This window comes from Clostridium sp. AF28-12 (assembly GCF_003435225.1).
Classification (GTDB): domain Bacteria; phylum Bacillota; class Clostridia; order Lachnospirales; family Lachnospiraceae; genus Pilosibacter; species Pilosibacter fragilis.
The window spans coordinates 44,359-65,191 of the sequence record NZ_QWGJ01000013.1; the positions used below are offsets into that span (position 1 = coordinate 44,359).

Annotated in this window: 21 protein-coding genes and 1 pseudogene; 20 read left to right on the forward strand and 2 right to left on the reverse strand. The window is 49.2% G+C overall.

All coding sequences use genetic code 11. The annotated features are described in order from the left end of the window. Positions 1-90: 90 nt before the first annotated feature. From DWY93_RS11550 to DWY93_RS11600, 12 genes and pseudogenes are all read left to right on the forward strand, one after another. Positions 91-1,470 carry a D-alanyl-D-alanine carboxypeptidase family protein gene (locus tag DWY93_RS11550; protein WP_117469340.1) on the forward strand — a complete coding sequence of 460 codons (1,380 nt, stop codon included), beginning with the start codon at positions 91-93 and terminating at the stop codon, positions 1,468-1,470. A gap of 21 nt (positions 1,471-1,491) precedes the next feature. Beyond that, positions 1,492-1,695 (forward strand): hypothetical protein, encoded by a 204-nt coding sequence (locus DWY93_RS11555; RefSeq protein ID WP_015554108.1) that lies wholly within the window; start codon positions 1,492-1,494, stop codon positions 1,693-1,695. 6 nt (positions 1,696-1,701) lie between these two features. After that, a complete protein-coding gene (locus DWY93_RS11560) occupies positions 1,702-2,589 on the forward strand; it encodes a metallophosphoesterase (RefSeq protein WP_347466077.1) in 888 nt (295 codons plus the stop codon). Positions 2,590-2,712: 123 nt separating this feature from the next. Further along, the gene (locus tag DWY93_RS11565) at positions 2,713-3,504 is read left to right on the forward strand and encodes a segregation/condensation protein A (RefSeq protein WP_117469603.1); all 792 of its coding nucleotides are present in this window, start codon (positions 2,713-2,715) and stop codon (positions 3,502-3,504) included. Positions 3,505-3,592: 88 nt separating this feature from the next. Further along, the gene (gene scpB / locus DWY93_RS11570; RefSeq protein WP_117469341.1) at positions 3,593-4,279 is read left to right on the forward strand and encodes an SMC-Scp complex subunit ScpB; all 687 of its coding nucleotides are present in this window, start codon (positions 3,593-3,595) and stop codon (positions 4,277-4,279) included. Positions 4,280-4,349: 70 nt separating this feature from the next. Then, the gene (gene nrdD, locus DWY93_RS11575) at positions 4,350-6,482 is read left to right on the forward strand and encodes an anaerobic ribonucleoside-triphosphate reductase (RefSeq protein ID WP_117472308.1); all 2,133 of its coding nucleotides are present in this window, start codon (positions 4,350-4,352) and stop codon (positions 6,480-6,482) included. A 308-nt stretch (positions 6,483-6,790) separates the two neighbouring features. After that, positions 6,791-7,285 (forward strand): annotated as a pseudogene (gene nrdG / locus DWY93_RS11580) (anaerobic ribonucleoside-triphosphate reductase activating protein). Positions 7,286-7,311: 26 nt separating this feature from the next. After that, a complete protein-coding gene (locus DWY93_RS11585) occupies positions 7,312-7,626 on the forward strand; it encodes a hypothetical protein (protein ID WP_015554113.1) in 315 nt (104 codons plus the stop codon). A 208-nt stretch (positions 7,627-7,834) separates the two neighbouring features. Next, positions 7,835-8,197 carry an Rpn family recombination-promoting nuclease/putative transposase gene (locus DWY93_RS17495; protein WP_242990600.1) on the forward strand — a complete coding sequence of 121 codons (363 nt, stop codon included), beginning with the start codon at positions 7,835-7,837 and terminating at the stop codon, positions 8,195-8,197. Then, the gene (locus tag DWY93_RS17500) at positions 8,124-8,651 is read left to right on the forward strand and encodes a hypothetical protein (RefSeq protein ID WP_242990601.1); all 528 of its coding nucleotides are present in this window, start codon (positions 8,124-8,126) and stop codon (positions 8,649-8,651) included. The genes DWY93_RS17495 and DWY93_RS17500 overlap by 74 nt, the downstream gene beginning before the upstream one ends. Positions 8,652-9,042: 391 nt before the next feature. After that, positions 9,043-9,483: an IS200/IS605 family transposase gene (gene tnpA, locus DWY93_RS11595; protein ID WP_015554115.1), complete on the forward strand. Its 441-nt coding sequence runs from the start codon at positions 9,043-9,045 to the stop codon at positions 9,481-9,483. Continuing rightward, entirely contained in the window at positions 9,446-10,564 is a 1,119-nt protein-coding gene (locus tag DWY93_RS11600; RefSeq protein WP_117469343.1) for an RNA-guided endonuclease TnpB family protein, read from the forward strand. The genes tnpA and DWY93_RS11600 overlap by 38 nt, the downstream gene beginning before the upstream one ends. A gap of 146 nt (positions 10,565-10,710) precedes the next feature. On the opposite strand, the gene DWY93_RS11605 is transcribed toward DWY93_RS11600, so the two are convergent. Both DWY93_RS11605 and DWY93_RS11610 read right to left on the reverse strand, forming a co-directional pair. Next, positions 10,711-11,073 carry an Activator of 2-hydroxyglutaryl-CoA dehydratase (HSP70-class ATPase domain) gene (locus DWY93_RS11605; protein WP_015554116.1) on the reverse strand — a complete coding sequence of 121 codons (363 nt, stop codon included), beginning with the start codon at positions 11,071-11,073 and terminating at the stop codon, positions 10,711-10,713. Between the two features lie 576 nt (positions 11,074-11,649). After that, positions 11,650-12,156: a flavin reductase gene (locus DWY93_RS11610; RefSeq protein ID WP_117469344.1), complete on the reverse strand. Its 507-nt coding sequence runs from the start codon at positions 12,154-12,156 to the stop codon at positions 11,650-11,652. 262 nt (positions 12,157-12,418) lie between these two features. Between DWY93_RS11610 and DWY93_RS11615 the strand changes: the two genes are divergently transcribed. The 8 genes from DWY93_RS11615 to DWY93_RS11645 all read left to right on the forward strand — a co-directional run bounded on the left by DWY93_RS11615 (position 12,419) and on the right by DWY93_RS11645 (position 20,787). After that, positions 12,419-13,942 (forward strand): 4Fe-4S dicluster domain-containing protein, encoded by a 1,524-nt coding sequence (locus DWY93_RS11615; protein ID WP_117469604.1) that lies wholly within the window; start codon positions 12,419-12,421, stop codon positions 13,940-13,942. A 180-nt stretch (positions 13,943-14,122) separates the two neighbouring features. Continuing rightward, on the forward strand, positions 14,123-15,016 hold the full coding sequence (locus DWY93_RS11620; RefSeq protein ID WP_117469345.1) for a patatin family protein: 894 nt from the start codon (positions 14,123-14,125) through the stop codon (positions 15,014-15,016). Between the two features lie 115 nt (positions 15,017-15,131). Next, positions 15,132-15,857 (forward strand): tRNA (N6-threonylcarbamoyladenosine(37)-N6)-methyltransferase TrmO, encoded by a 726-nt coding sequence (gene tsaA / locus DWY93_RS11625; RefSeq protein WP_015554121.1) that lies wholly within the window; start codon positions 15,132-15,134, stop codon positions 15,855-15,857. A 41-nt stretch (positions 15,858-15,898) separates the two neighbouring features. Continuing rightward, a complete protein-coding gene (locus DWY93_RS11630) occupies positions 15,899-16,210 on the forward strand; it encodes a cation:dicarboxylase symporter family transporter (RefSeq protein ID WP_252196394.1) in 312 nt (103 codons plus the stop codon). 273 nt (positions 16,211-16,483) lie between these two features. Next, positions 16,484-18,226 (forward strand): SulP family inorganic anion transporter, encoded by a 1,743-nt coding sequence (locus DWY93_RS11635; protein WP_117469346.1) that lies wholly within the window; start codon positions 16,484-16,486, stop codon positions 18,224-18,226. 439 nt (positions 18,227-18,665) lie between these two features. Continuing rightward, complete coding sequence (locus tag DWY93_RS17185; protein WP_015554124.1) at positions 18,666-18,812, forward strand: hypothetical protein; 147 nt, start codon at positions 18,666-18,668, stop codon at positions 18,810-18,812. Between the two features lie 207 nt (positions 18,813-19,019). Beyond that, on the forward strand, positions 19,020-20,090 hold the full coding sequence (locus tag DWY93_RS11640; RefSeq protein WP_117472310.1) for a DUF4118 domain-containing protein: 1,071 nt from the start codon (positions 19,020-19,022) through the stop codon (positions 20,088-20,090). Then, positions 20,080-20,787, forward strand: a complete 708-nt coding sequence (locus DWY93_RS11645; protein WP_015554126.1) for a response regulator transcription factor — start codon at positions 20,080-20,082, stop codon at positions 20,785-20,787. Before DWY93_RS11640 ends, DWY93_RS11645 begins: the two co-directional genes overlap by 11 nt. The last annotated feature ends 46 nt before the right edge of the window (positions 20,788-20,833 follow it).

The window sequence follows — 20,833 nt, forward strand, 5'->3', positions numbered from 1 at the left end:
CTTGAAGCGACATAAGAAAATCGACAGAAAATTGCAAAGCTTTTTCGGTGGGTCTATGGTAGCATAGAGAAGGAAAATGAGGAAAGAAAAATGAGAAAAATGAACAGATTTATCCCGGTCGCACTTGCGTGTGCCATTTTTGCGGCACAGCCGGTGCAGGCGGCTACGATCATCCGGGACAGCGATAATCAGGCCACCAGCCAGAACAAACAGACGACAAACACGACCCAGAATCCCCAGGCTGGAAACGAGGGCGGTCCGGGATATGAGGACAGCAAGCCCAATACATCAAATAATACAACAAACACAGCCGGTCAGAGCCAGGTGAGCGCAGAGGCAAAAGCGGCAGCGGATGCCATCGCAAAGCCGACGATCTCCGCGGAGGCCGGAATCCTCTACGATGTGACGAACGGAAGAGTTCTCTTCGAGAAGAATGCCGATGAGAAGCTTGCTCCAGCCAGCACCACAAAGCTTATGACAGCGCTTCTCGTGCTGGAAAAAGCAAACCTGGACGACAAGGTGACATTCTCAAAGACAGCAGTCACAAACCTGGAGTCCGGAGCAGTGAAGATCGGACTCGTGGAGGGCGACCAGGTCTCCGTGAAGGACAGCCTCTATGCCCTGCTTTTAAAATCTGCCAATGAGGTCGCAAACGGACTCGCGGAGCATGTCTCCGGCAGTATTTCCGCCTTCGCGGAGCTCATGAACGCGAGAGCGGCGGAGCTCGGCTGTACGAACACACATTTCGTGAATCCAAACGGCTTAAACTCCGATCAGCAGTATACTACATGCCGCGATATGGCTAAGATCGCAGCTGCGGCCTTCGCAAATAAGACGCTCTGCGAGATCGACTCCACACTGAGCTACAAGTTCCCGGCGACAAAGGCAGCTGCGGCAAGAACCATCACTCCGGGCCACAAGATGCTCTACCCGAACGATTCCAGATATTATGCGGGAATCGTCGGCGGAAAGACGGGATATACTTCCAAGGCAGGAAATACTCTTGTGACCTGCGTGGAGAAAAACGGCGTCCGTATGGTTGCGGTGATCTTAAAATCCAAGAGCACCCACTATGAGGATACAAAGAAGATGCTGGACTATGGCTATCTGTATGTCAATACAGAGAAGTCCGGAAGCACATCCGCAGGAAAGCAGACAACTGCCGGACACTGGGTACAGGATAACGGCAGCTGGAGATACGAGTTTGCCGACGGAACAAAGGCAGTCGGAACGATCTACACGATCGATGCCGCTGATTTCGGTTTTGATACGGACGGAAAGATGGTAACCGGATGGAAGATGTTCGGCACCGAGTGGCACTATTTTGAGACAAACGGAAAGATGGTAAAGAGCGCATGGAGACAGGATTCCGGTAAGTGGTTCTATCTCGACGCGGAGGGAAAGATCGCGAAAAATACCACGATCGATAACAAGTATGTAGTCGGCGCAGACGGCGCATGGGTACAGTAAAAATAAAAAGGAGTATTGATCATGAAAGAAAGAGTAAAAGTAATGCAGGACGTGTACGAGAACCGTTCCACAAATAAGAAGGCAGCAGGATGCACCGTCATCATCAGCGGAGAGATGAAGGAAGTTATGGATAAGATCATCGCAAAGCATCCGGAGTACAAGAGCTATGCACAGGCATTCGCAGGCGTTGTTGAGCGCGGGATCCGCGTATTTGAGGAGGAGTAATCCGATTTGGGAACAGCAGTGTTTCTGGCAGCCAGTGTCATGGCTTTTGGGGCCGGCTGCCTGGCACGTTCCCGGTATGAGAGGGACTGCCTTGTAACGGAAGAGTACCGGATCGCCTCGGAGAAGATCCACGGACAGGGAAAGACCATCGTCTTCCTGACTGATCTCCACAATAAAGAATTCGGGGAAGAGAACAGCCGTCTGCTTGAGACCGTGCGGAAGGTGAAACCGGATGCCGTACTTTTTGGCGGGGACGGAATGGTTGCAAAGAGGGGAAATTCTGATGTCAGGATCCCGCTGGCGCTTCTGATAGAGCTTGCGAAGGAGTTTCCGGTGTACTGCGGAAACGGAAATCATGAGAGCCGGATGGTCTGGAAGACAGATGTTTACGGGGAAACTTATGAACATTACCGGATGGCCCTGGAAGATGCAGGGATCCGTTATCTCTCCAACGAGGCGGCGGATCTCGACAGCGATATCAGGATCTATGGCCTCGATCTTCCGAAGAGCGCCTATCTGCCGCGGTCGGGAGAGATCCCTGAGGGTCTTTTGAAGGAGACCCTGGGAGAGCCGGACCCTGAAAAGTTCTGTCTTCTTCTGGCCCATTCTCCGCTGTTTTTTGAGGAGTATGCGGCGTGGGGAGCGGATCTCACACTTTCCGGACATTTTCATGGCGGAACCATCCGGCTTCCGCTTGTGGGCGGAGTCATGACACCCCAGTACCAGTTCTTTTATCCGCGCTGTGCGGGATATTTTGAACTTCCGGGAAAAGGAAGAGAAAAGAGCCGGATGATCGTCGGGCGGGGACTTGGGACCCACTCGATCAATATCAGGCTGAATGATAAACCACAGGTGGTTGTTGTGAGGCTCTGCGGGGCTGATACGCAGCAGTAGGGACAAAATGTGAACGGCGTGATGAAGAGTGTGCATACGCACATTCTTTTTTGCGGTTATATATCGAATTGTTGGACATGGGCTTTCTGAATGGAAGACTGTGAAAACATACTTGAGGTGCATATGGAATTATCGTACAAACTGGAAAAGTTTGAAGGTCCGCTGGATCTTCTTCTCCATCTGATTGAAAAAAACAAAGTGAATATCTACGATATCCCGATCGCCGAGATCACGGACCAGTATATGGAGTACGTGCGGCAGATGGATGAGGAAAATCTGGATGTGGTCAGCGAATTCCTTGTGATGGCGGCGACGCTTCTCGACATCAAGGCGCGGATGCTGCTGCCGAAAGAAGTGAATGAGGAGGGCGAGGAGGAAGATCCGAGAGCGGAACTTGTGATGCGTCTCCTGGAATATAAGAAATACCGGCTGATGTCGGAGGAACTTAAGGACATGGAGTCCGGGGCGGACCGGGTGTTCTACAAGGATCCGACGATCCCGCCGGAGGTCAAGGAATATGCAGAGCCGGTGGATCTCGATAAGCTCCTGGACGGAGTGACGCTCACGAAGCTTCAGAAGATCTTCGAGTCGGTGATGAAGCGGCAGCAGGATAAGATCGACCCGGTCCGCAGCACCTTCGGAACCATCAAAAAAGATCCGGTGAGTCTGGAGGACAAGATCACCTCTGTTCTGGGATATGCCAGAAAGCACCGGAAATTCAGCTTCCGGCAGATGCTGGAAAAGCAGAACGACAAGACAGAGGTCGTCGTGACGTTCCTGGCACTTTTAGAGCTCATGAAGGTGGGGAAGATCCATCTGACCCAGGAACATCTCTTTGACGACATGTGCATAGAATCTCTTGAGCCGGAAGGCGAAGAAGAGGATATTGCTATCGATGTCACAACTGCTCAGTAGGTTTGCGCATTTACTGCGCGGGACTGTAAAAAATCGGACAGTTCCGTTACCAGTATGAGTAGGAGAATACCACTGTGGAGGAAAATGAATGAGGGTGGAAAATCTGAAAAAGCAGGAGTCCGTTGTGGAGTCCGTGCTGTTTACCATGGGGCAGTCTGTGGAGATCCGACAGCTTGCGGCAGCGTTGGAATCGGATGAGGAGACGGCCATCCAGGCCGTGGAGCGCCTGAAGGAGAAATATGACAAGAGAAAGGCGGGCATGCAGATCATGCGTCTCGATGACAGCTACCAGATGTGCAGCCGCGCCGACTATTATGAACATCTGATCCGCGTGGCGGCGACACCAAAGAAGCAGGTGCTGTCGGACGTGGTGATGGAGACGCTGGCGATCATCGCCTACAAGCAGCCGGTGACGAAGGCAGATATCGAGAAGATCCGGGGAGTAAAGTCGGATCACGCGGTGAACCGCCTTGTGGAGTATGACCTGGTGTATGAGGCGGGCCGTCTCGATGCGCCTGGAAGACCGGCACTTTTTGCCACGACGGAGGAATTTCTGCGCCGCTTCGGAGTCGGATCTACGGAACAGCTCCCGGAGATGAATGTGGAGCAGCGGGAGGAAATCCGGAGCGAGGTCGAGGAGGAGCTGAACCTTAAAATCGACGAGGAAGGTCATCTGATCGATGAGCCGGAAAAGGATGCGGGGACGGCAGAAGAACCGGTAGATTCGGAAACTGGAATGGAAAAAAAGAAGAGAATGAAAGTGGCACAATCATAAGCAATACAGAGATAGAGAAAGAAATAGAAAGCGAAGACAACAGCGAAACCGATGAGGAGGATTCCATATCATGAAATGCAGTGAGATCAAAGTGATCAAGAAAGACGGGACAAAAGAAGAATTCAATGTCCAGAAAGTCCTGGCGGCGGTGAACAAGTCCGCAAACCGTGCGATGATAATCTTCTCAAAGGCTGAGAGCAAATTTATCTGTGAGTTCGTGGAGGAGAAGGCGGAGGAACTGGACCAGTCAGAGGTGCCGATCGCCCAGATGCACAATATCGTCGAGGGCGCCCTGGAGCGCGTCAATCCGGTGGTCGCAAAGAGTTACCGCGATTATCGCAACTACAAGCAGGATTTCGTCCAGATGTTGGACGAGGTCTACAAAAAGAGCCAGTCCATCATGTATATTGGCGACAAGGAAAACAGCAACACCGACAGCGCCCTGGTCTCCACGAAGCGGAGCCTGATCTTCAACGAGTTAAATAAATCCTTATACCAGAAGTTCTTTATGACCGTTGAAGAACTTCAGGCATGCCGCGACGGCTATATCTATATTCACGACATGTCCGCGCGCCGTGATACGATGAACTGCTGCCTCTTTGATGTCAATGAGGTCTTAAGCGGCGGATTTGAGATGGGAAATATCTGGTACAACGAGCCGAAGACCCTGGATGTGGCCTTTGACGTTATCGGCGATATTGTCCTGAGTGCTGCAAGCCAGCAGTATGGCGGTTTTACGGTGCCGAACGTGGAGAATATCCTGGCGCCTTACGCGGAGAAATCTTACGGAAAGTATATCACAAAGTATATTGACCTTGGTCTCGATGAGGAGAAGGCAAAAGAAGTGGCATGGAACGACGTTCAGCGCGAGATGGAACAGGGATTCCAGGGATGGGAGTACAAGTTTAACTCTGTTTCCTCCAGCCGCGGTGACTACCCGTTTATCACCATGACAGCGGGAACCGGAACAAGCCGCTTCGCGAAGATGGCCACTATCACGATGCTGAACGTCAGAAAGAAAGGTCAGGGAAAAGAAGGCCACAAGAAGCCGGTACTGTTCCCGAAGCTTGTATTTTTATATGATGAGAACCTCCACGGACCGGGGAAGGAGCTGGAGGACGTCTTCGAGGCGGGAATCGAGTGTTCCTCAAAGACCATGTATCCAGACTGGCTGTCCCTGACCGGTGAAGGCTATATTGCCAGCATGTACAAGAAATACGGAAAGATCATCAGCCCCATGGGATGCCGCGCGTTCCTGTCCCCGTGGTATGAGCGGGGCGGCATGGAACCGGCGGATGAGAAGGATGTTCCGGTGTTCGTGGGACGTTTCAATGTGGGCGTTGTGAGCCTGCATCTTCCGATGATCCTCGCGAAGGCGAGACAGGAGAGCAGGGATTTTTATGAGGTCCTTGACTACTACCTGGAGCTGATCCGGAAGATCCATATCCGGACCTATGCATATCTGGGAGAGATGCGTGCCTCCACGAATCCGCTTGCCTACTGTGAGGGCGGATTCTATGGCGGTCATTTAGGGCTTCACGATAAGATCAAGCCGCTGTTAAAGACGGCGACGGCGTCCTTTGGAATCACGGCGTTCAATGAGCTTCAGAGACTTTATAACGGAAAGTCCCTGGTGGAGGACGGTACCTTCGCCATCGAGGTGTTAAAACATATCAACGAGAAGGTGGAACAGTTCAAGCATCAGGACGGAAACCTCTACGCGATTTACGCAACACCGGCGGAGAATCTCTGCGGACTTCAGGTAAAACAGTTCCGGAAGAAATACGGGATCGTGGAGAACGTCTCCGACCGCGAGTATGTCAGCAACGGCTTCCACTGCCATGTGACTGAGGACATTACCCCGATCGAGAAGCAGAACCTGGAACACCGGTTCTGGGAGCTCTCCAACGGCGGAAAGATCCAGTATGTGAAGTACCCGATCGACTACAACAAAGAGGCGATCCGTTCTTTGGTGCGCCGTGCCATGAAGATGGGATTCTACGAGGGCGTAAACCTGTCCCTGTCCTACTGCGATGACTGCGGGCACGAGGAACTGAACATGGATGTGTGTCCGGTCTGCGGAAGCAAAAATCTCACGAAGATCGACCGGATGAATGGATATCTGAGCTATTCCCGCGTAAAAGGCGATACGAGACTGAATGATGCGAAGATGGCCGAGATCGCGGAGAGAAAGAGCATGTGATAAAACCAGTTTGCAGTGCACGGATTCAGGCATAAAAATGTGTTGCAAGCTTGCTTGCATAAGCATTTTTCTGCCTGAATCCGTATAGGGCGAACGCCCGAGAGATTCTTGTTTTCATGTAAATGAAAACAAGAATATGAGCACTGCAAACGAGCGAGACAGAACTCATAAAAATGTGTTGCAAGCTTGCTTGCATAAGCATTTTTCTGCCTAAAGACGTATAGGGCGGACTTCCGAGAGATTCTTGTTTTTATGCCAATAAAAACAAGAATATGAACACTGAAGAATACAGATAAAGGATAAAGAAAATGCGATACCACAACATAACAAAAGAGGACATGTTAAACGGTGATGGCCTGCGCACAGTCTTATGGCTGGCAGGCTGCAGCCATGCTTGTCCGGGCTGCCAGAATCCGGTGACATGGGATGTGAAGGGCGGACTTCCGTTCGATGAGGCAGCGAAAGAGGAGCTTTTTGAGGCACTTTCCCCAGCCTGGATCTCCGGGGTGACCTTTTCCGGCGGTGACCCGCTCCACTGGCAGAACCGGAAGGAGACAGGAAATCTCATCGAGGAGATCCACAAAAAATTCCCGGAAAAGACCATCTGGCTGTATACAGGATTTCTCTGGGAAGACATCAAAGACCTCCCGTTCTTAAAATAGGTGGATGTTCTCGTCGACGGCCCGTTCGTTGAAGCGGAAAAAGATGTGACCCTGCACTGGAAAGGCAGCGCGAACCAGAGAGTGATCGACGTGAAAAAGAGCCTGGCACAGGGAAGTGTAGTTCTTTACGAGTCAAAATAGAATAATGGAGTGAAGGAGGAAGGCACATGTTCACAAAGTATATACTCTGTATTTTAACGATTGAATGGGCCGTGATTGGTACCTGGCTGTTAAAGGGAAAAGGAAAGTCCTACGAGCGGATTCAGAAGAACGATAAGATCCATGAAAAAGACCGTTTCATCCGCTTTCAGGGAATGAACCTTTTGTATCTTGCCCTGACTTCTTTCCTCGCCCTGCTCACAACATTCGCAGGCTCCGACCGCCTCACACTCCTCTTTTTCGCCGCCGTCTGCCTGTGTCTGTTCGGCCGGCTTCTCTACGGAAACTGGAAATTCGGCGGAAAGATCTGGATCCGGTGGTAAAATAGAATAAAAAACTTATTTTTGGGGCTGTCGCATTAGCATATCAGTTAGTACGGCAGTCCCATTATTGATATCAGAGTCGTTTTTACACGAAATTAAAGTTTATATAAACTTTATAATTTTAAACGTTTGATAACTTGAGACTGGTCCGCAGCTGGTTTATAATGAAGAAAATCATACAAAAGGTTCCTGAAAAAGAAAGGAAAACATGAGAAAAACATATCAGGAACTTGAATTTAAGGATGCGTTTATGTTTGCGGCGGTCATGTCCGATGCGGAAAGCTGCAGGGGAGTGCTGGAGCGGATTCTGGGAATCCCGATAAGAAAAGTAATGGTTCATGCGGAACATGTTCTCTTTGTAAATCCGGAAACAAGAGGTGTCCGTCTTGATGTGTATGCGGATGATGAACATGGAACGGTCTATAATGTGGAGATGCAGACAACGGACAATAAAAAATCTGCCGAAAAGAAGCAGGTATTATCAAGGACAGATGGATATGGATGCTTTGAAGACAGGGGAAGATTTTGCAAGGCTGCCGCAGAGTATCGTGATCTTTATCTGCACATTTGATCCATTCGGAAGAGAGCGATACAGGTATACATTTGTGGAAACCTGCAGAGAAGATGGGGAACTTCTGGAGGATGGAACCTGCAAGATTTTTCTGAACACGAAAGGGAAAATTGAGACAGGGATAGGACAGGAACTTGTACGTTTCTTAAAGTGGATCGGTGAGCCTGATGCCGGGAAGGAAAAGGAAGAAAATGATCTGCTTATCACGAAACTTCGGACACAGATCACAGATTTAAAGAAAAATCGGGGAATGGAGGAAAATTATATGTTGTTTGGTGAAATGTTGGATGAAGAAAGGCGGCAAGGGCAGAAAGAAGGACTGCAGCAGGGGAAAATGGATATACTTTTAAAACTGCTGCAGGAGCATAAGATCGACGTCAAGACAGCAGCATCAATTATGGGAATGAATGAGGATGAGTTTGCAAAAGCGGTAAAAGAATGCCAGGAAGTCTAAAACAATATTTAAACAAGTCATAAAATCTAGAGACAAATCTAACTATTTTTAATCTATCGTATCTGAAAACAAATCGATAAAGAATCAAAGAATGAATATCAGGAATCTATGTATGATTTAAAACAGGGCAGGATTCCAGAGGAATCCTACCCTAAATGTGATTGTAAACGATATTTAACAACACTTTGCAAGAATTCTCCCATCCTCTTTAGGTGGTGAGATGAATTGCCTTTTGGGAAAATCATGCAATATCTGGCATCTTAAAACTGCACATATCTGTGCACATAAATGAAAACAAGCATAGAAGAACAAATGTTCTGAAAGACATAGACAAACAAGCGTTCCTGTGCTATGATATAATCAGTCGAAAGTAAAAGGAAAGGCTGATTTTATGAGAAAATTGGACAGTAATGCGCATTCAGTATTTCTACTCTATTATCATTTGATTCTGGTTATAAAATACCGAAAAAAGATACTGACGGATCCTGTTTCTGATCGGGCCCGGGAGATTTTTGAATATATCGCTCCGAAGTATCATGTTACATTAGAGGAATGGAATCATGATCGGGATCATGTTCATATCATGTTCCGGGCCCATCCGAAATCGGAACTCAGCAAATTTATTAATGCGTATAAAAGCGCAAGCAGCCGATTGATAAAAAAAGAGTATCCGGAGATTCGGCAGAAGCTTTGGAAAGAAATGTTCTGGAGCCAGAGTTTTTGTCTGTTAAGTGCTGGTGGTGCACCCATTGAGGTTATCCGCCAGTACATAGAAACACAGGGAGAAAAGAAGAGTGAACATCGTGTACCGTTTTCGGATCTACCCGAATAAATCTCAAAAAGAACTATTTGCAAGGACATTTGGCTGTGTGCGTTTCGTGTATAACCGGATGCTGGCAGAAAAGAACGAATATTATGAGAAAACCGGAAAAGTATTAAAGGTTACGCCTGCAAAATATAAGGCAGAGTTTCCGTGGCTGAAGGAGGTAGACAGTCTGGCATTGTGCAATGCACAGCTGCATCTGCAGACAGCCTACAAGAACTTCTTTCGGGATTCTTCGGCTGGTTTTCCGAAGTTCAAGTCAAAAAAGAATCCGGTGAGAAGTTATACGACAAACTGCGTAAATGGAAATATTACTTTGCAGAATGCGAAACTGAAACTTCCGAAAGCAGGTTGGATCCGCATAAAACAGCATCGGAGTATCGATGATCGTTACATATTGAAGGGTGCCACCGTCAGCCAGGAAGCAGATGACAAGTATTATGTATCATTACTGTATGCGGCAGAAGAACCGGGACATGAAATCAGGCCAGTAAAAACCGCAATCGGACTTGATTTTTCCATGAGCGAATTGTATGTAGATTCCCATGGAGCTCATGCAGATTATCCCCACTTTTTCCGAAAATCCCAGGAAAAACTTGCAAGGGAGCAGCGCAGGCTGAGTCATTGCGAAAAGGGGAGCGGCCGTTACATGAAACAGAAAAAGAAAATAGCCAGACTCCATGCTCATATCGCACGTCAGCGGAAAGACTATCTACACAAGGAATCCAGAAAGATAACCAATTTTTATGATCTTGTGTGCATAGAATCTTTGAATATGAAAGAAATGAGCCAGGATTCAAGGTTCGGAACGAGTGTTCATGATAATGGATGGGGTATGTTTACTGATTTTCTTTCCTACAAATTAGAACGTGCCGGTAAGAAACTGGTTCGTATTGATAAGTGGTATCCCAGTTCAAAAATCTGCAGCTGTTGCGGAAAACTCAAAAAGGAGTTGAAACTGGAAGACCGTATCTATAGCTGCACCTGTGGAAATCAGATGAACCGTGATGAGAATGCAGCTATCAATATTTGCAGGGAAGGATTGAGAATATCGGGAGTTGAACTTGAAACAGAAAGAAAAATTTCCTGATCTCCGCCCAAAACGTAGATTTTGTTCGGGACTGCGTAGATACGAAACAGCCCCGCTCGTAATAACAGAACCGTGGGACACACGGGGATAGCTCGCCTATGCTTTGCCCAATAGGGCAATCGAACGAGAAGCCCCCACTTCAAGCGTTAGCTAAGTGGGGGGAGTATGTCACAGAAAATGATCTTCGCATCCTGTCCGCCGAGCTCGATGGCGGTTCCCACAGTCTCGTAGGTCTTCTTTAAGGCGATGGAGTTAGCGACGACCTCCTGGATATAGGGGGTGCCAGCCGCCTCGGCCACAGGCTTTGCACCGGAACCGGTGAGAATGATCCTGGCGTCACAGTCAGGAAAACGCTCTGCCGCTTCCCGGATTGCGAAGAGGACGCTGGCGAGCTGGTCCGCGTGGTGGCGGCGGTAGTCGGAGTATAAAAGTGTTTCGGTCCCGGCATCCAGGACCGTGATCTTTGTTGTGGTGGAACCGACATCGATTCCGATCAGTAACTTTTTCATAATCGTATTCTTTCATATTGATAACAGTCCGATTGCTTTGAAGGTGACGGTTATCTTTTTCTCTGTTAGTCCTTATCTGTATAGTTTAGAAAGAAAAAAGGCATAAAACCGTTTTGCATCTAAAATCATGCCGATTTCTGCCAATTCATTCAGTATTTTAGTGCCTGAATTTTTAAAAGTCAAGAATTGCGTGGGATGGAAAAGGGAAAACAGTGCTAAAATTTCGCTAAGATAGTGCAAAAATGGCGGAAAATACGGGAAGTCAGGGAAAAAGAGGAGACTTGAAAAAAGAAAGAAAAAAGTCGAAAACAGCAATTGCGGCGGTGCGCCGGATACAGGTAAAAATCAGATTAAAGCTGGAAAAATAACTATTTGAAGAAAAGGCATGTAAAAATCAGAGAAATCTGATCCACATGCCTTTTATAGTAAGTTCTATCGTAACTGTTCAGTAGGTCTGCGCACTTGCTGCGCTGACCGTAAGAAAACATAGGCTGGAAGGCAAAAATCCCATCAGCGAAGCTGATCTGGAATGGATTTTTGCACGTAACTATGAAGGCACTGAATAGTTACGTTCTATCATTCTTTTACGAGAACTTTTGTGATTTCTGCAATATAAACAGTGTGATAATCTTTCTCCGGATACCATTTTCCATCGTTCTCTTTTGCGATAAAGTTCTCCGGCTTGATCTCATCCTCGTAGAGCTTCCTGCACACGAAGACCATGCTGGCCTCCTCGAAAGCAGCTGTTCCGTCTGTGAAATACGGGGTAAGTCCAGCTTCTTTGACCTTATCGCAGTCACGGCCGGATTTGGAACCGCAGATGGAGAGTGCCTGTTTGTGCTCCGGTCCGTAGAAGGACAGGGTAAAGGTATCGTTCGCGTCGACGAATTTCTTTGTGTAGCGCTGCGGGCGGATATAGCAGGTGGCAACATTTTTGCCCCAGAGAACGCCGAGACCGCCCCAGCTTGCGGTCATGGTGTTGTATCCGGACTGATCGCCGGCAGTGATCAGCATCCACTCAGAACCGATCTTTGTGAAGGGATTAAAATTCAGACTTTTGATATCAACTTCTTTGAATGCCATGGAAAAATCTCCTTTCAATGATAAAACTGCAGTAACTGTTCCGTAGATCTTCGCAGTTACAAACTACTTTTATTATAGAATGAGATAAAATAAAATGCAAATGCTTTGTATCCTGAGGGCTGGTTTATGAAAAAAACTGTGCAGGGTGCGGAAAAATTCATGAATAGAAGAGAAAATTATGCTTGAATGAACGTAATATAAGTGTTATATTTTTAACAAGACAGGGAAACCCATGAGGACGATCATGATTGGAGGAAAGCTTATGAGAGGCGTAGAGACAAGAATCCAGGAGATCCGCCATCGGATCTTCAGGGAAGTGGCAAGAATGGCGTATCACACGGAATGGCCGGTGGACAAACGGATTGAGGAGCTTCCGTATAAGATCATTCCGGGAGAAGTCGGAAATTTCAGAAACGATGTTTTTTTGGAGAGGGCGATCGTGAGCGAGCGGCTCCGTCTTGCCATGGGACTTACGTACCGCGGGGCATCGGACCCAGCACCGGTATCCCAGGGAATCGAGGAGGCGGACAAACCGGAGACATATTACACGCCGCCGCTCATCAATGTGATCAAATTCGCCTGTAACGCGTGTCCGGAAAAGCGGGTCTATGTGACAGACGGCTGTCAGGGCTGCCTTGCCCACCCATGTGTGGAGGTGTGTCCGAAGGACGCAGTGAGTCTGGACCGCACAAACGGAAGATCCAGGATCGACCCGGATAAGTGCATCAAGTGCGGACAGTGCGCGAATGTCTGTGCCTACCATGCCATCATCATCCAGGAGCGCCCCTGCGCGGCGGCCTGCGGCATGGATGCTATCCACTCGGACGAGAACGGAAAGGCGGATATCAACTACGACAAATGCGTCTCATGCGGACAGTGCCTCGTGAATTGCCCGTTCGGGGCCATTGCGGACAAATCCCAGATCTTCCAGGTCATCCGCGCGATCCAGACAGGTGAGAGAGTGTACGCCGCTGTGGCACCGGCATTTGTCGGTCAGTTTGGCCCGAAGGTAACACCTGGAAAGCTGAGGGCGGCCATGAAAGCCCTGGGCTTTGCGGACGTCTTTGAGGTCGCCATCGGCGCGGATCTCTGTGCGGTGCAGGAGGCGGAGGACTTTGTGAAGGAAGTTCCGGAACAGCTGCCGTTTATGGCGACATCCTGCTGCCCGGCATGGTCCATGATGGCGAAAAAACTGTTCCCGGACTACGCGAACTGTATCTCCATGGCGCTGACGCCGATGACGCTCACCGCGCGACTCATCAAGAAGAAGCATGAGAAGGCGAAGGTGGTCTTTATCGGACCCTGCGCGGCGAAAAAACTGGAAGCTATGAGAAAAACTGTGCGGAGTGAGGTGGATTTCGTCCTGACCTTCGAGGAGATGGCGGGAATCTTTGACGCGAAGCATGTGGATATCGAGAATATCGCGGAGGATGAGGGCGGAGTCAGCGCGGCATCCAGGGACGGAAGAAACTTCGCGGTTGCCGGCGGCGTCGCGAAATCCGTGGTGGACGTGATCGCCCAGATGTACCCGGACAAGGAGATCAAGGTGGCGAACGCCGAGGGCTTAAAGGAGTGCAAGAAGCTGTTACAGCTCGCCAAGGCAGGAAAGTACAACGGATACCTGTTGGAAGGAATGGCATGCCCGGGCGGGTGTGTGGCAGGCGCCGGAACGATGCAGCCGGTGAAGAAATCCCAGACGGCGGTCTCCTTATATGCCGCGAAAGCCGGTCATGTGACCAGCGACAGGACGGAATATGTAAGCGAGCTGGAGAAACTGGTGGACTAAGTGCGTGGCAGCTTGTTCTGCCGGTTCAGAATGCAAAGCAACAGATTAAAGAGTTATCAAATAAAAGCGGCTTCCTTGACGGAAAGCCGCTTTCATTGTAAAATACGTACTTGACGCGTCTTTTCGTGGAAAGATCCAGCAAAGACATGTCACAGTGAGCAGGAAAGGAGGAACTTTAAGATGGATCAGAAGATGGGAAGAAATAAGAACAAAACAGGACTTGTGCTGGAAGGGGGCGGTATGCGCGGCATATACACGGCGGGAGTTCTGGACGTATTTCTGGATGAGGGCCTTACCTTTGACGGGGTGATCGGCGTTTCGGCGGGAGCGGTTCATGGGTGCAGTTTCCTTTCGGGACAGAAGGGAAGAAGTATCCGGTATTATAAAAAATACTGTGCGGACAAGCGGTTTATGAGCACCGAAAATCTGATCAGGACAGGAAATTTTGTGGATGCTGATTTCTGCTACCACGAACTTCCAGAGATCTTGGATGTTTATGATTATGACATGTTTAATAAAAATAAAGAACACACCGATTTCTACGCGGTCTGCAGCGATGTTGAGAAGGGAAAACCGGTCTACGCGAAGCTTCACGATATGAAACGTGATATCGACTATATCCGTGCATCAGCGTCGCTTCCATATGTGTCAAAGTTTGTGGAGCTTGACGGCAGAAAACTGCTTGACGGCGGATGTACGGACAGTGTACCGGTGGAAACATTCCGGAAACTGGGATATAAGCGCAATGTTGTGGTCCTCACGAGAGATTCAGGGTACCGGAAAAAACCGGAAAATCCCTGGATGGCGGATATTGTGTACCATAAATATCCGAAGTTCGCAGAGGCGCTTAAGAACAGGGCTGTTGAGTACAACATGAGTATCCGAAATATTGAAAAGCTGGAAAGGGCGGGCGAAGTTTTCGTGATCCGTCCGAGCGTTCCTCTTACGATCCCGAGGATCTGCAAGAGCGCCGAGGAGATCGAAAAGACATATCAGATCGGTGTCATGGACGCGAAGAAGATGATGGCGGATCTGAGAAAATGGCTGGAAACGTCAGATGGATCAGAAGGGTGACGGAGCAGTCATGAAATGGTGAAGCCACCAGAGAAAAATAATTATGCGGGAGCGCCCGGTCTGCTTTATGGGCAGATGACAGAGTGGAAAACAGACTGATAAGGGGGAGAAAGATATGGCAGCAGGAAAAAAAGAAAATCAGAACGCGGACCATATGATCCGACCGGTGGCGTATATCCACACGGATTTCCCGACAAAATTCGGAATTCCGAGACAGAGCGGCCTGACGGGTGATCTGGAGGCGAAGATCGTTTTTGAGCCGGAATTTTCCAATCCTGAGGCCATCCGGGGAATCGAAGAGTTCTCCCATCTCTGGCTGATCTGGGAGTTTTCGGAGAACGTCAGAAAGCCGGGAAACTGGTCAGCGACGGTGCGTCCGCCGAGACTCGGGGGAAACATGAGAGTCGGTGTGTTTGCCACGAGATCCCCGTTCCGTCCGAATCCCCTGGGACTTTCCGTCGTGAAGCTTAAAAGAGTGGAATACCTGGAAAACGGCGCTCCGGTCTTAGTTGTCACGGGGGCGGACATGATGGATGGGACGCCTGTCTTTGACATCAAGCCCTACGTCCCCTTTGCGGACAGCCACCCGGAAGCGAAGGGCGGCTTCACGGACCAGACGAAAGAGTACGGGCTTGCGGTGGAGATCCCGGAAAAACTTCTGGAGTTCCTGCCGGAAGAAAAGCGGGATCCGCTCCGCGCAGTTCTGGCCCAGGATCCCCGCCCGTCCTACCAGGAGGATCCGGACCGGGTTTATGGCATGGAATTTGCCGGATATGAGGTGAAGTTTACCGTGTCGGAGAAGGTTCTCCATGTGAAAAGTGTGGAGAAATGTACTGTTTGAGCAGTGCAGAAAAATGATTTAGAAGAAAAAAGTTATGGACAATGATCGTGATGACGATCTTTGTTGTCGCCATCGGTTCCCTTGGAATCGCAGGTATCCCTGGAACAGCGACCATGGCTGCTTCCGTCGGACTTTCCGGTGTCGGCATGGGCGCCCAGTTCGGTATGGTCAGTCCGATCTTAGCCATAGACCCGATCATCGACATGCCGAGAACCATGATCAACGTCACCGGTTCCCTGACGAATGCACTTGTTGTAGATAAGATGATGGGAAATCTGAATCTGGATGACTACAATGATATGAGTTTAAATACTCTGGACAGCAAAGCAAACAAGGAAAGCGCAGAGAAATAAAATAGCTGCAAAGAAGCGTAAATTCCCCGTGTGTATCTGTAAGGCAGGTATGCGCGGGGGATTTTTTGCGGAAAAACAGTGGTGATTTCCGTAAAATGGGCATTTAAGTATGAATTTAACATGCAAAAATGTTAAATTCATAACTATATCCGCTAAAAATTCGAAAAAACTGGACAGTCTCATATTTTCCTGTATAATAAATACTCGTGGTCTTTTTTCGGGACCAGACAGTTACTTTTACACACACAGGTAAGAAAAAGGAGAATATTGAGTATGGAAAAAATACGTCCAATGTTGTTCACAACATTGAAGAAGTATTCCGGTGCCCAGCTGATGTCTGATGTGGTAGCAGGTATCATCGTAGCCATCATTGCCCTTCCGTTGTCCATCGCGCTGGCACTGGCGTCCGGCGTAGGTCCGGAGCAGGGAATCTACACGGCCATCGCGGCAGGCTTCGTGATCTCATTCTTAGGCGGCAGCCAGGTACAGATCGCAGGTCCGACAGCAGCCTTTGCTACGATCGTAGCCGGCATCGTGGCGAGAAGCGGCGTGGAAGGTCTGGCAGTCGCAACGATCCTGGCAGGTATCATCCTTGTTATCATGGGATTCTGTCAGCTTGGTTCCTTGATCAAATTTATCCCGTTTACGATCACCACCGGATTCACCTCCGGTATCGCGGTGACCATCGTGATCGGACAGTTAAAGGATTTCTTCGGTGTCACATACCCGGCAGGTATGGAGACCATCGAGACCATGCAGAAGTTAAAAGCTTTTGCCGCAGGTTTCGGAACCATGAATGTTCATGCGTTGATCGTAGGTCTTGTCTGCCTGGCGATCCTCATCGTAATGCCGAAGATCACGGAGAAGATCCCGGGATCCTTAGTGGCAGTCATCGCAGGTATCGTGATGGTAAAATTCCTTCCGTTACAGGTCAACACGATCGGAGATCTCTACAGCGTCAGCAATGCACTTCCAGCCTTCCATATGCCGGCCTTCAGCTATGACGTGATCCAGGGATCTTTATCCGACGCATTCACGATCGCGATCCTGGCAGCCATCGAGTCCCTGCTTTCCTGCGTTGTCGCGGACGGCATGATCGGCGGAAAGCACCGCTCCAACACAGAGCTTGTGGCCCAGGGTGCAGGAAATATTGTTTCTGCTTTATTTGGCGGAATCCCGGCAACCGGTGCGATCGCACGTACAGCGGCAAACATCAAGAACGGCGGACGCACTCCGGTAGCCGGAATGGTCCATGCTGGCGTTCTTCTTCTGATCCTTGTGATCCTGATGCCGTACGCAAGCTGGATCCCGATGCCGACCATCGCGGCGATCCTGTTTATGGTTGCCTACAATATGTGTCAGTGGAGAACATTCGCAAGACTCGCAAAGACGGCTCCGAAGAGCGATATCGCAGTTCTTGTGATCACATTCTTCTTAACAGTAGTCTTCGATCTTGTCGTAGCCATCGAGGTGGGCATGGTGCTTTCCTGTCTGCTGTTCATGAAGCGCATGAGCGACGAGATGGGAGTCAGAAGCTGGCTCCATGTGGAGGAACTTGAGGAGCAGAAGCGCGAGGAAGAGGAAGCTGCCAAAGGCGCGAAAAAGGCAAATGCGATTCCTTCTGTAGAGGAAGCGCAGCTGAAGGCGGCGGCAGAGGAGATCAACCCGGCAGATTTACGCCAGATCCCGATGGAGCTTGCGGTCTACGAGCTCACAGGACCGTTATTCTTCGGCGCGGCTGACCGCATCAACCAGATCACAGTGGGGGAAGGCACAAGATGCCTGATCCTGCGCATGCGTGCGGTTCCGGCAGCCGACAGCACAGCCATGAACTCCATGACAGCCCTCTATGAGCGCTGCAAAAAGAACGGAGTCACCCTGATCCTGTCCCATGTCAACGAGCAGCCGATGCGCGCAATGGAGAAAGCCGGATTCGTGGATCTCGTGGGAAGAGAAAATTTCTGCAGGAATATTGAGGAAGCCCTTGACCATGCGGACAAGATGCTTGAGAAGTAAATAAGGACGCGGAGGAAGATTTTTCTGCGCAAAGCTGAAAAGAGCTGTGTGACTATATTTGGGTCATCAGCTCTTTTTGGCATATGTAGGGAAGCATAGACTGCAAAAATTAAATTATATTTTTGAAAAAGTCTGTTAAGATGACGCAAAACGCAAAAAATACATACAAAAGTTACAAAAATCCTGACGAAATATATTGTACATGTTATTTGCAAAATTTGTGTTAAGGAGAAAAAATAAGCGATTAAGCGGCGGCTAAAAAGCAGGTAAAAAGGTAGCGGGGATAAAAATTCTGTGATATATATGGTTCGACTTAAAAACAGGAGAGAAATTTCATCCTGTCAGATTAAAACCATCCCGAAAAAGAAATTTGGCAAAGATTCTTTGCAGGAAACAAAAGCGGGGTGGATATAAAAGAAGAGTTTGGGAGGTCTATATCATGGCTAATTTATTTTCGATCCTTTTCATCATCCTTGTTGCGATTGTAGGCGGTATTCCGACCATCGTGATCACGGGTTATATTCCGGTCATGATCGCTCAGAAGATTTATAGAAAAGTGAAGTACGGATATTCTTTATATCGTTAAAATAAAGGGATGGTTGACTGGCTGTTTGAAAAAACGGCAGTGAAATCTGAACAAATATCATTAAGACGGGTGACTTTTCGGGAAATTATCTGCAATCTTAACACGATTTTAGCAGAAATTATGTTATAATGAATCCAAAAGAAGAATAAGTGATAAGAATGGCAGCAGTTGTTCTTCATGGATCATAAAAAAACCGGAGGTTCCCCTATGAGCACAAAAGTCAGATCAGTGTTAAAGAACAGCGGGATCGCGTTCGGGATCCTGGGAATCGCGACGGCATTTTGTTTTCTTGTCCAGCGGATCTCAGAATCAGACACGCACGTCCCGCTGTTGTTCGTTTTGGCGGTGCTGTTTGTGTCCCGCTTTACGGATGGATATGTTTATGGAATCGTCGCATCGATCATCGCTGTGTTCGGCGTGAACTATGTATTTACGTTCCCGTATTTCAAACTGAACTTTGCGATCACAGGATACCCGCTGACCTTCGTTGCCATGCTGGCTGTGGCCTGCAGCGTCAGCGCCCTGACGACCCAGATTAAGAAACAGGAGCAGATGCGGCTGGAGGTTGAGCGGGAAAAGATGCGCGCGAACCTTCTGCGGGCGGTCTCCCATGATATCCGCACCCCGTTGACGTCGATCGTCGGCTCCGCGTCCGGGATCATCGACAACTATGACGCGCTATCGAAGGAAAATATCCTGGAACTCCTTGAGGACATGAAATCCGAGGGTCAGTGGCTCGTCCGGGTGGTGGAAAACCTTCTTTCCATCACGAGGATCGGGGATGGAACCGCCAGGATCGATAAGGAAGATGAACTGGTGGAGGACGTGATCAGCGGAGCGATCACGAAATTCAGAAAACGATTCCCGGATATCGAGGTAGTCCCGAAAGTGCCGGAGGATGTCCTGTTTGTGCCTATGGACGCGATCCTGATCGAGCAGGTGATCGTAAATCTCCTGGAAAACTGCGTGCTCCACGCGGACGGTATGACAAAGATCTGGTTGATCGTGACGGAGGACGGGGACCAGGTGAAATTCTCTGTTGAGGATGACGGTGCCGGAATCAAGGAGTCCGCTCTTCCGAGAATGTTCGACGGAAGTTTCCAGTCGGAGGACGGAAAAGAGAGCGATTCCAAGCGAAATATGGGAATCGGACTTTCGGTCTGCATGACCATCGTAAGAGCCCACGACGGAATCATGAAAGCAGAAAACAGAAAAGAAGGCGGTGCCAGAGTGATGTTCTGGCTGCCGAAAGGAGTGGACACGGAATATGGAGATTAAAGACAGAGTGCTGGTCGTGGAAGACGACAAGAGGATCAGCAATTTCATCAAGACAGTGCTGGAAGCGAACAATTACGATGTGATCGTTGCGCAGACGGGAGCGGAGGCATACAGCATGGTGACCTCCCAGTGTCCGGACGTGGTGATCCTGGATCTCGGTCTTCCGGATATGGACGGCATGAAGATCCTGCAGGGCGTGCGGGAATGGTCCGCGATGCCGGTGATCGTTGTGTCGGCGAGAACCCATGAGAGGGATAAGGTGGAGGCACTGGATCTCGGAGCCGACGATTACATCACGAAACCTTTCGGAACATCCGAGCTTCTCGCGAGGATCCGCACTGCGATCCGCCACACAAGGTCTGGGATCCCGAATCAGCCGGGCGGACAGACGGGAGTTTTTAAATCCGGCGGATTGACCATCGATTATGACAAGCACCGCGTGTTTATCGACGGTGTGGACGCGGGGCTGACCCAGAACGAGTATAAGATCGTGAGTCTTCTTGGAAAGTATGCCGGGAAAGTCATGACTTATGACTATATTATCAAAGAAATCTGGGGACCGAACATGAAGAACGACAACCGGATCCTGCGCGTCAATATGGCAAATATCAGAAGAAAGATCGAGAAGAATCCTGCGGAGCCGCAGTATATTTTTACAGAGGTCGGCGTCGGATACCGGATCGTGGAGCCGGATTAGGACAGGATGGCGTGTTGCAGCGGAAAGTGAATAAGCTATGGTAAAA

Excerpts from the sequence above, each read along its gene's own strand:
- DWY93_RS11550 (WP_117469340.1), top strand. The coding sequence starts at position 91 with ATGAGAAAAATGAACAGATTTATCCCGGTCGCACTTGCGTGTGCCATT.
- DWY93_RS11555 (WP_015554108.1), top strand. The coding sequence starts at position 1,492 with ATGAAAGAAAGAGTAAAAGTAATGCAGGACGTGTACGAGAACCGTTCC.
- DWY93_RS11565 (WP_117469603.1), top strand. The coding sequence starts at position 2,713 with ATGGAATTATCGTACAAACTGGAAAAGTTTGAAGGTCCGCTGGATCTT.
- scpB (WP_117469341.1), top strand. The coding sequence starts at position 3,593 with ATGAGGGTGGAAAATCTGAAAAAGCAGGAGTCCGTTGTGGAGTCCGTG.
- nrdD (WP_117472308.1), top strand. The coding sequence starts at position 4,350 with ATGAAATGCAGTGAGATCAAAGTGATCAAGAAAGACGGGACAAAAGAA.
- DWY93_RS11585 (WP_015554113.1), top strand. The coding sequence starts at position 7,312 with ATGTTCACAAAGTATATACTCTGTATTTTAACGATTGAATGGGCCGTG.
- DWY93_RS17495 (WP_242990600.1), top strand. The coding sequence starts at position 7,835 with ATGAGAAAAACATATCAGGAACTTGAATTTAAGGATGCGTTTATGTTT.
- DWY93_RS17500 (WP_242990601.1), top strand. The coding sequence starts at position 8,124 with ATGGATGCTTTGAAGACAGGGGAAGATTTTGCAAGGCTGCCGCAGAGT.
- tnpA (WP_015554115.1), top strand. The coding sequence starts at position 9,043 with ATGAGAAAATTGGACAGTAATGCGCATTCAGTATTTCTACTCTATTAT.
- DWY93_RS11605 (WP_015554116.1), bottom strand. The coding sequence starts at position 11,073 with ATGAAAAAGTTACTGATCGGAATCGATGTCGGTTCCACCACAACAAAG.
- DWY93_RS11610 (WP_117469344.1), bottom strand. The coding sequence starts at position 12,156 with ATGGCATTCAAAGAAGTTGATATCAAAAGTCTGAATTTTAATCCCTTC.
- DWY93_RS11615 (WP_117469604.1), top strand. The coding sequence starts at position 12,419 with ATGAGAGGCGTAGAGACAAGAATCCAGGAGATCCGCCATCGGATCTTC.
- DWY93_RS11620 (WP_117469345.1), top strand. The coding sequence starts at position 14,123 with ATGGATCAGAAGATGGGAAGAAATAAGAACAAAACAGGACTTGTGCTG.
- tsaA (WP_015554121.1), top strand. The coding sequence starts at position 15,132 with ATGGCAGCAGGAAAAAAAGAAAATCAGAACGCGGACCATATGATCCGA.
- DWY93_RS11630 (WP_252196394.1), top strand. The coding sequence starts at position 15,899 with ATGATCGTGATGACGATCTTTGTTGTCGCCATCGGTTCCCTTGGAATC.
- DWY93_RS11635 (WP_117469346.1), top strand. The coding sequence starts at position 16,484 with ATGGAAAAAATACGTCCAATGTTGTTCACAACATTGAAGAAGTATTCC.
- DWY93_RS17185 (WP_015554124.1), top strand. The coding sequence starts at position 18,666 with ATGGCTAATTTATTTTCGATCCTTTTCATCATCCTTGTTGCGATTGTA.
- DWY93_RS11640 (WP_117472310.1), top strand. The coding sequence starts at position 19,020 with ATGAGCACAAAAGTCAGATCAGTGTTAAAGAACAGCGGGATCGCGTTC.
- DWY93_RS11645 (WP_015554126.1), top strand. The coding sequence starts at position 20,080 with ATGGAGATTAAAGACAGAGTGCTGGTCGTGGAAGACGACAAGAGGATC.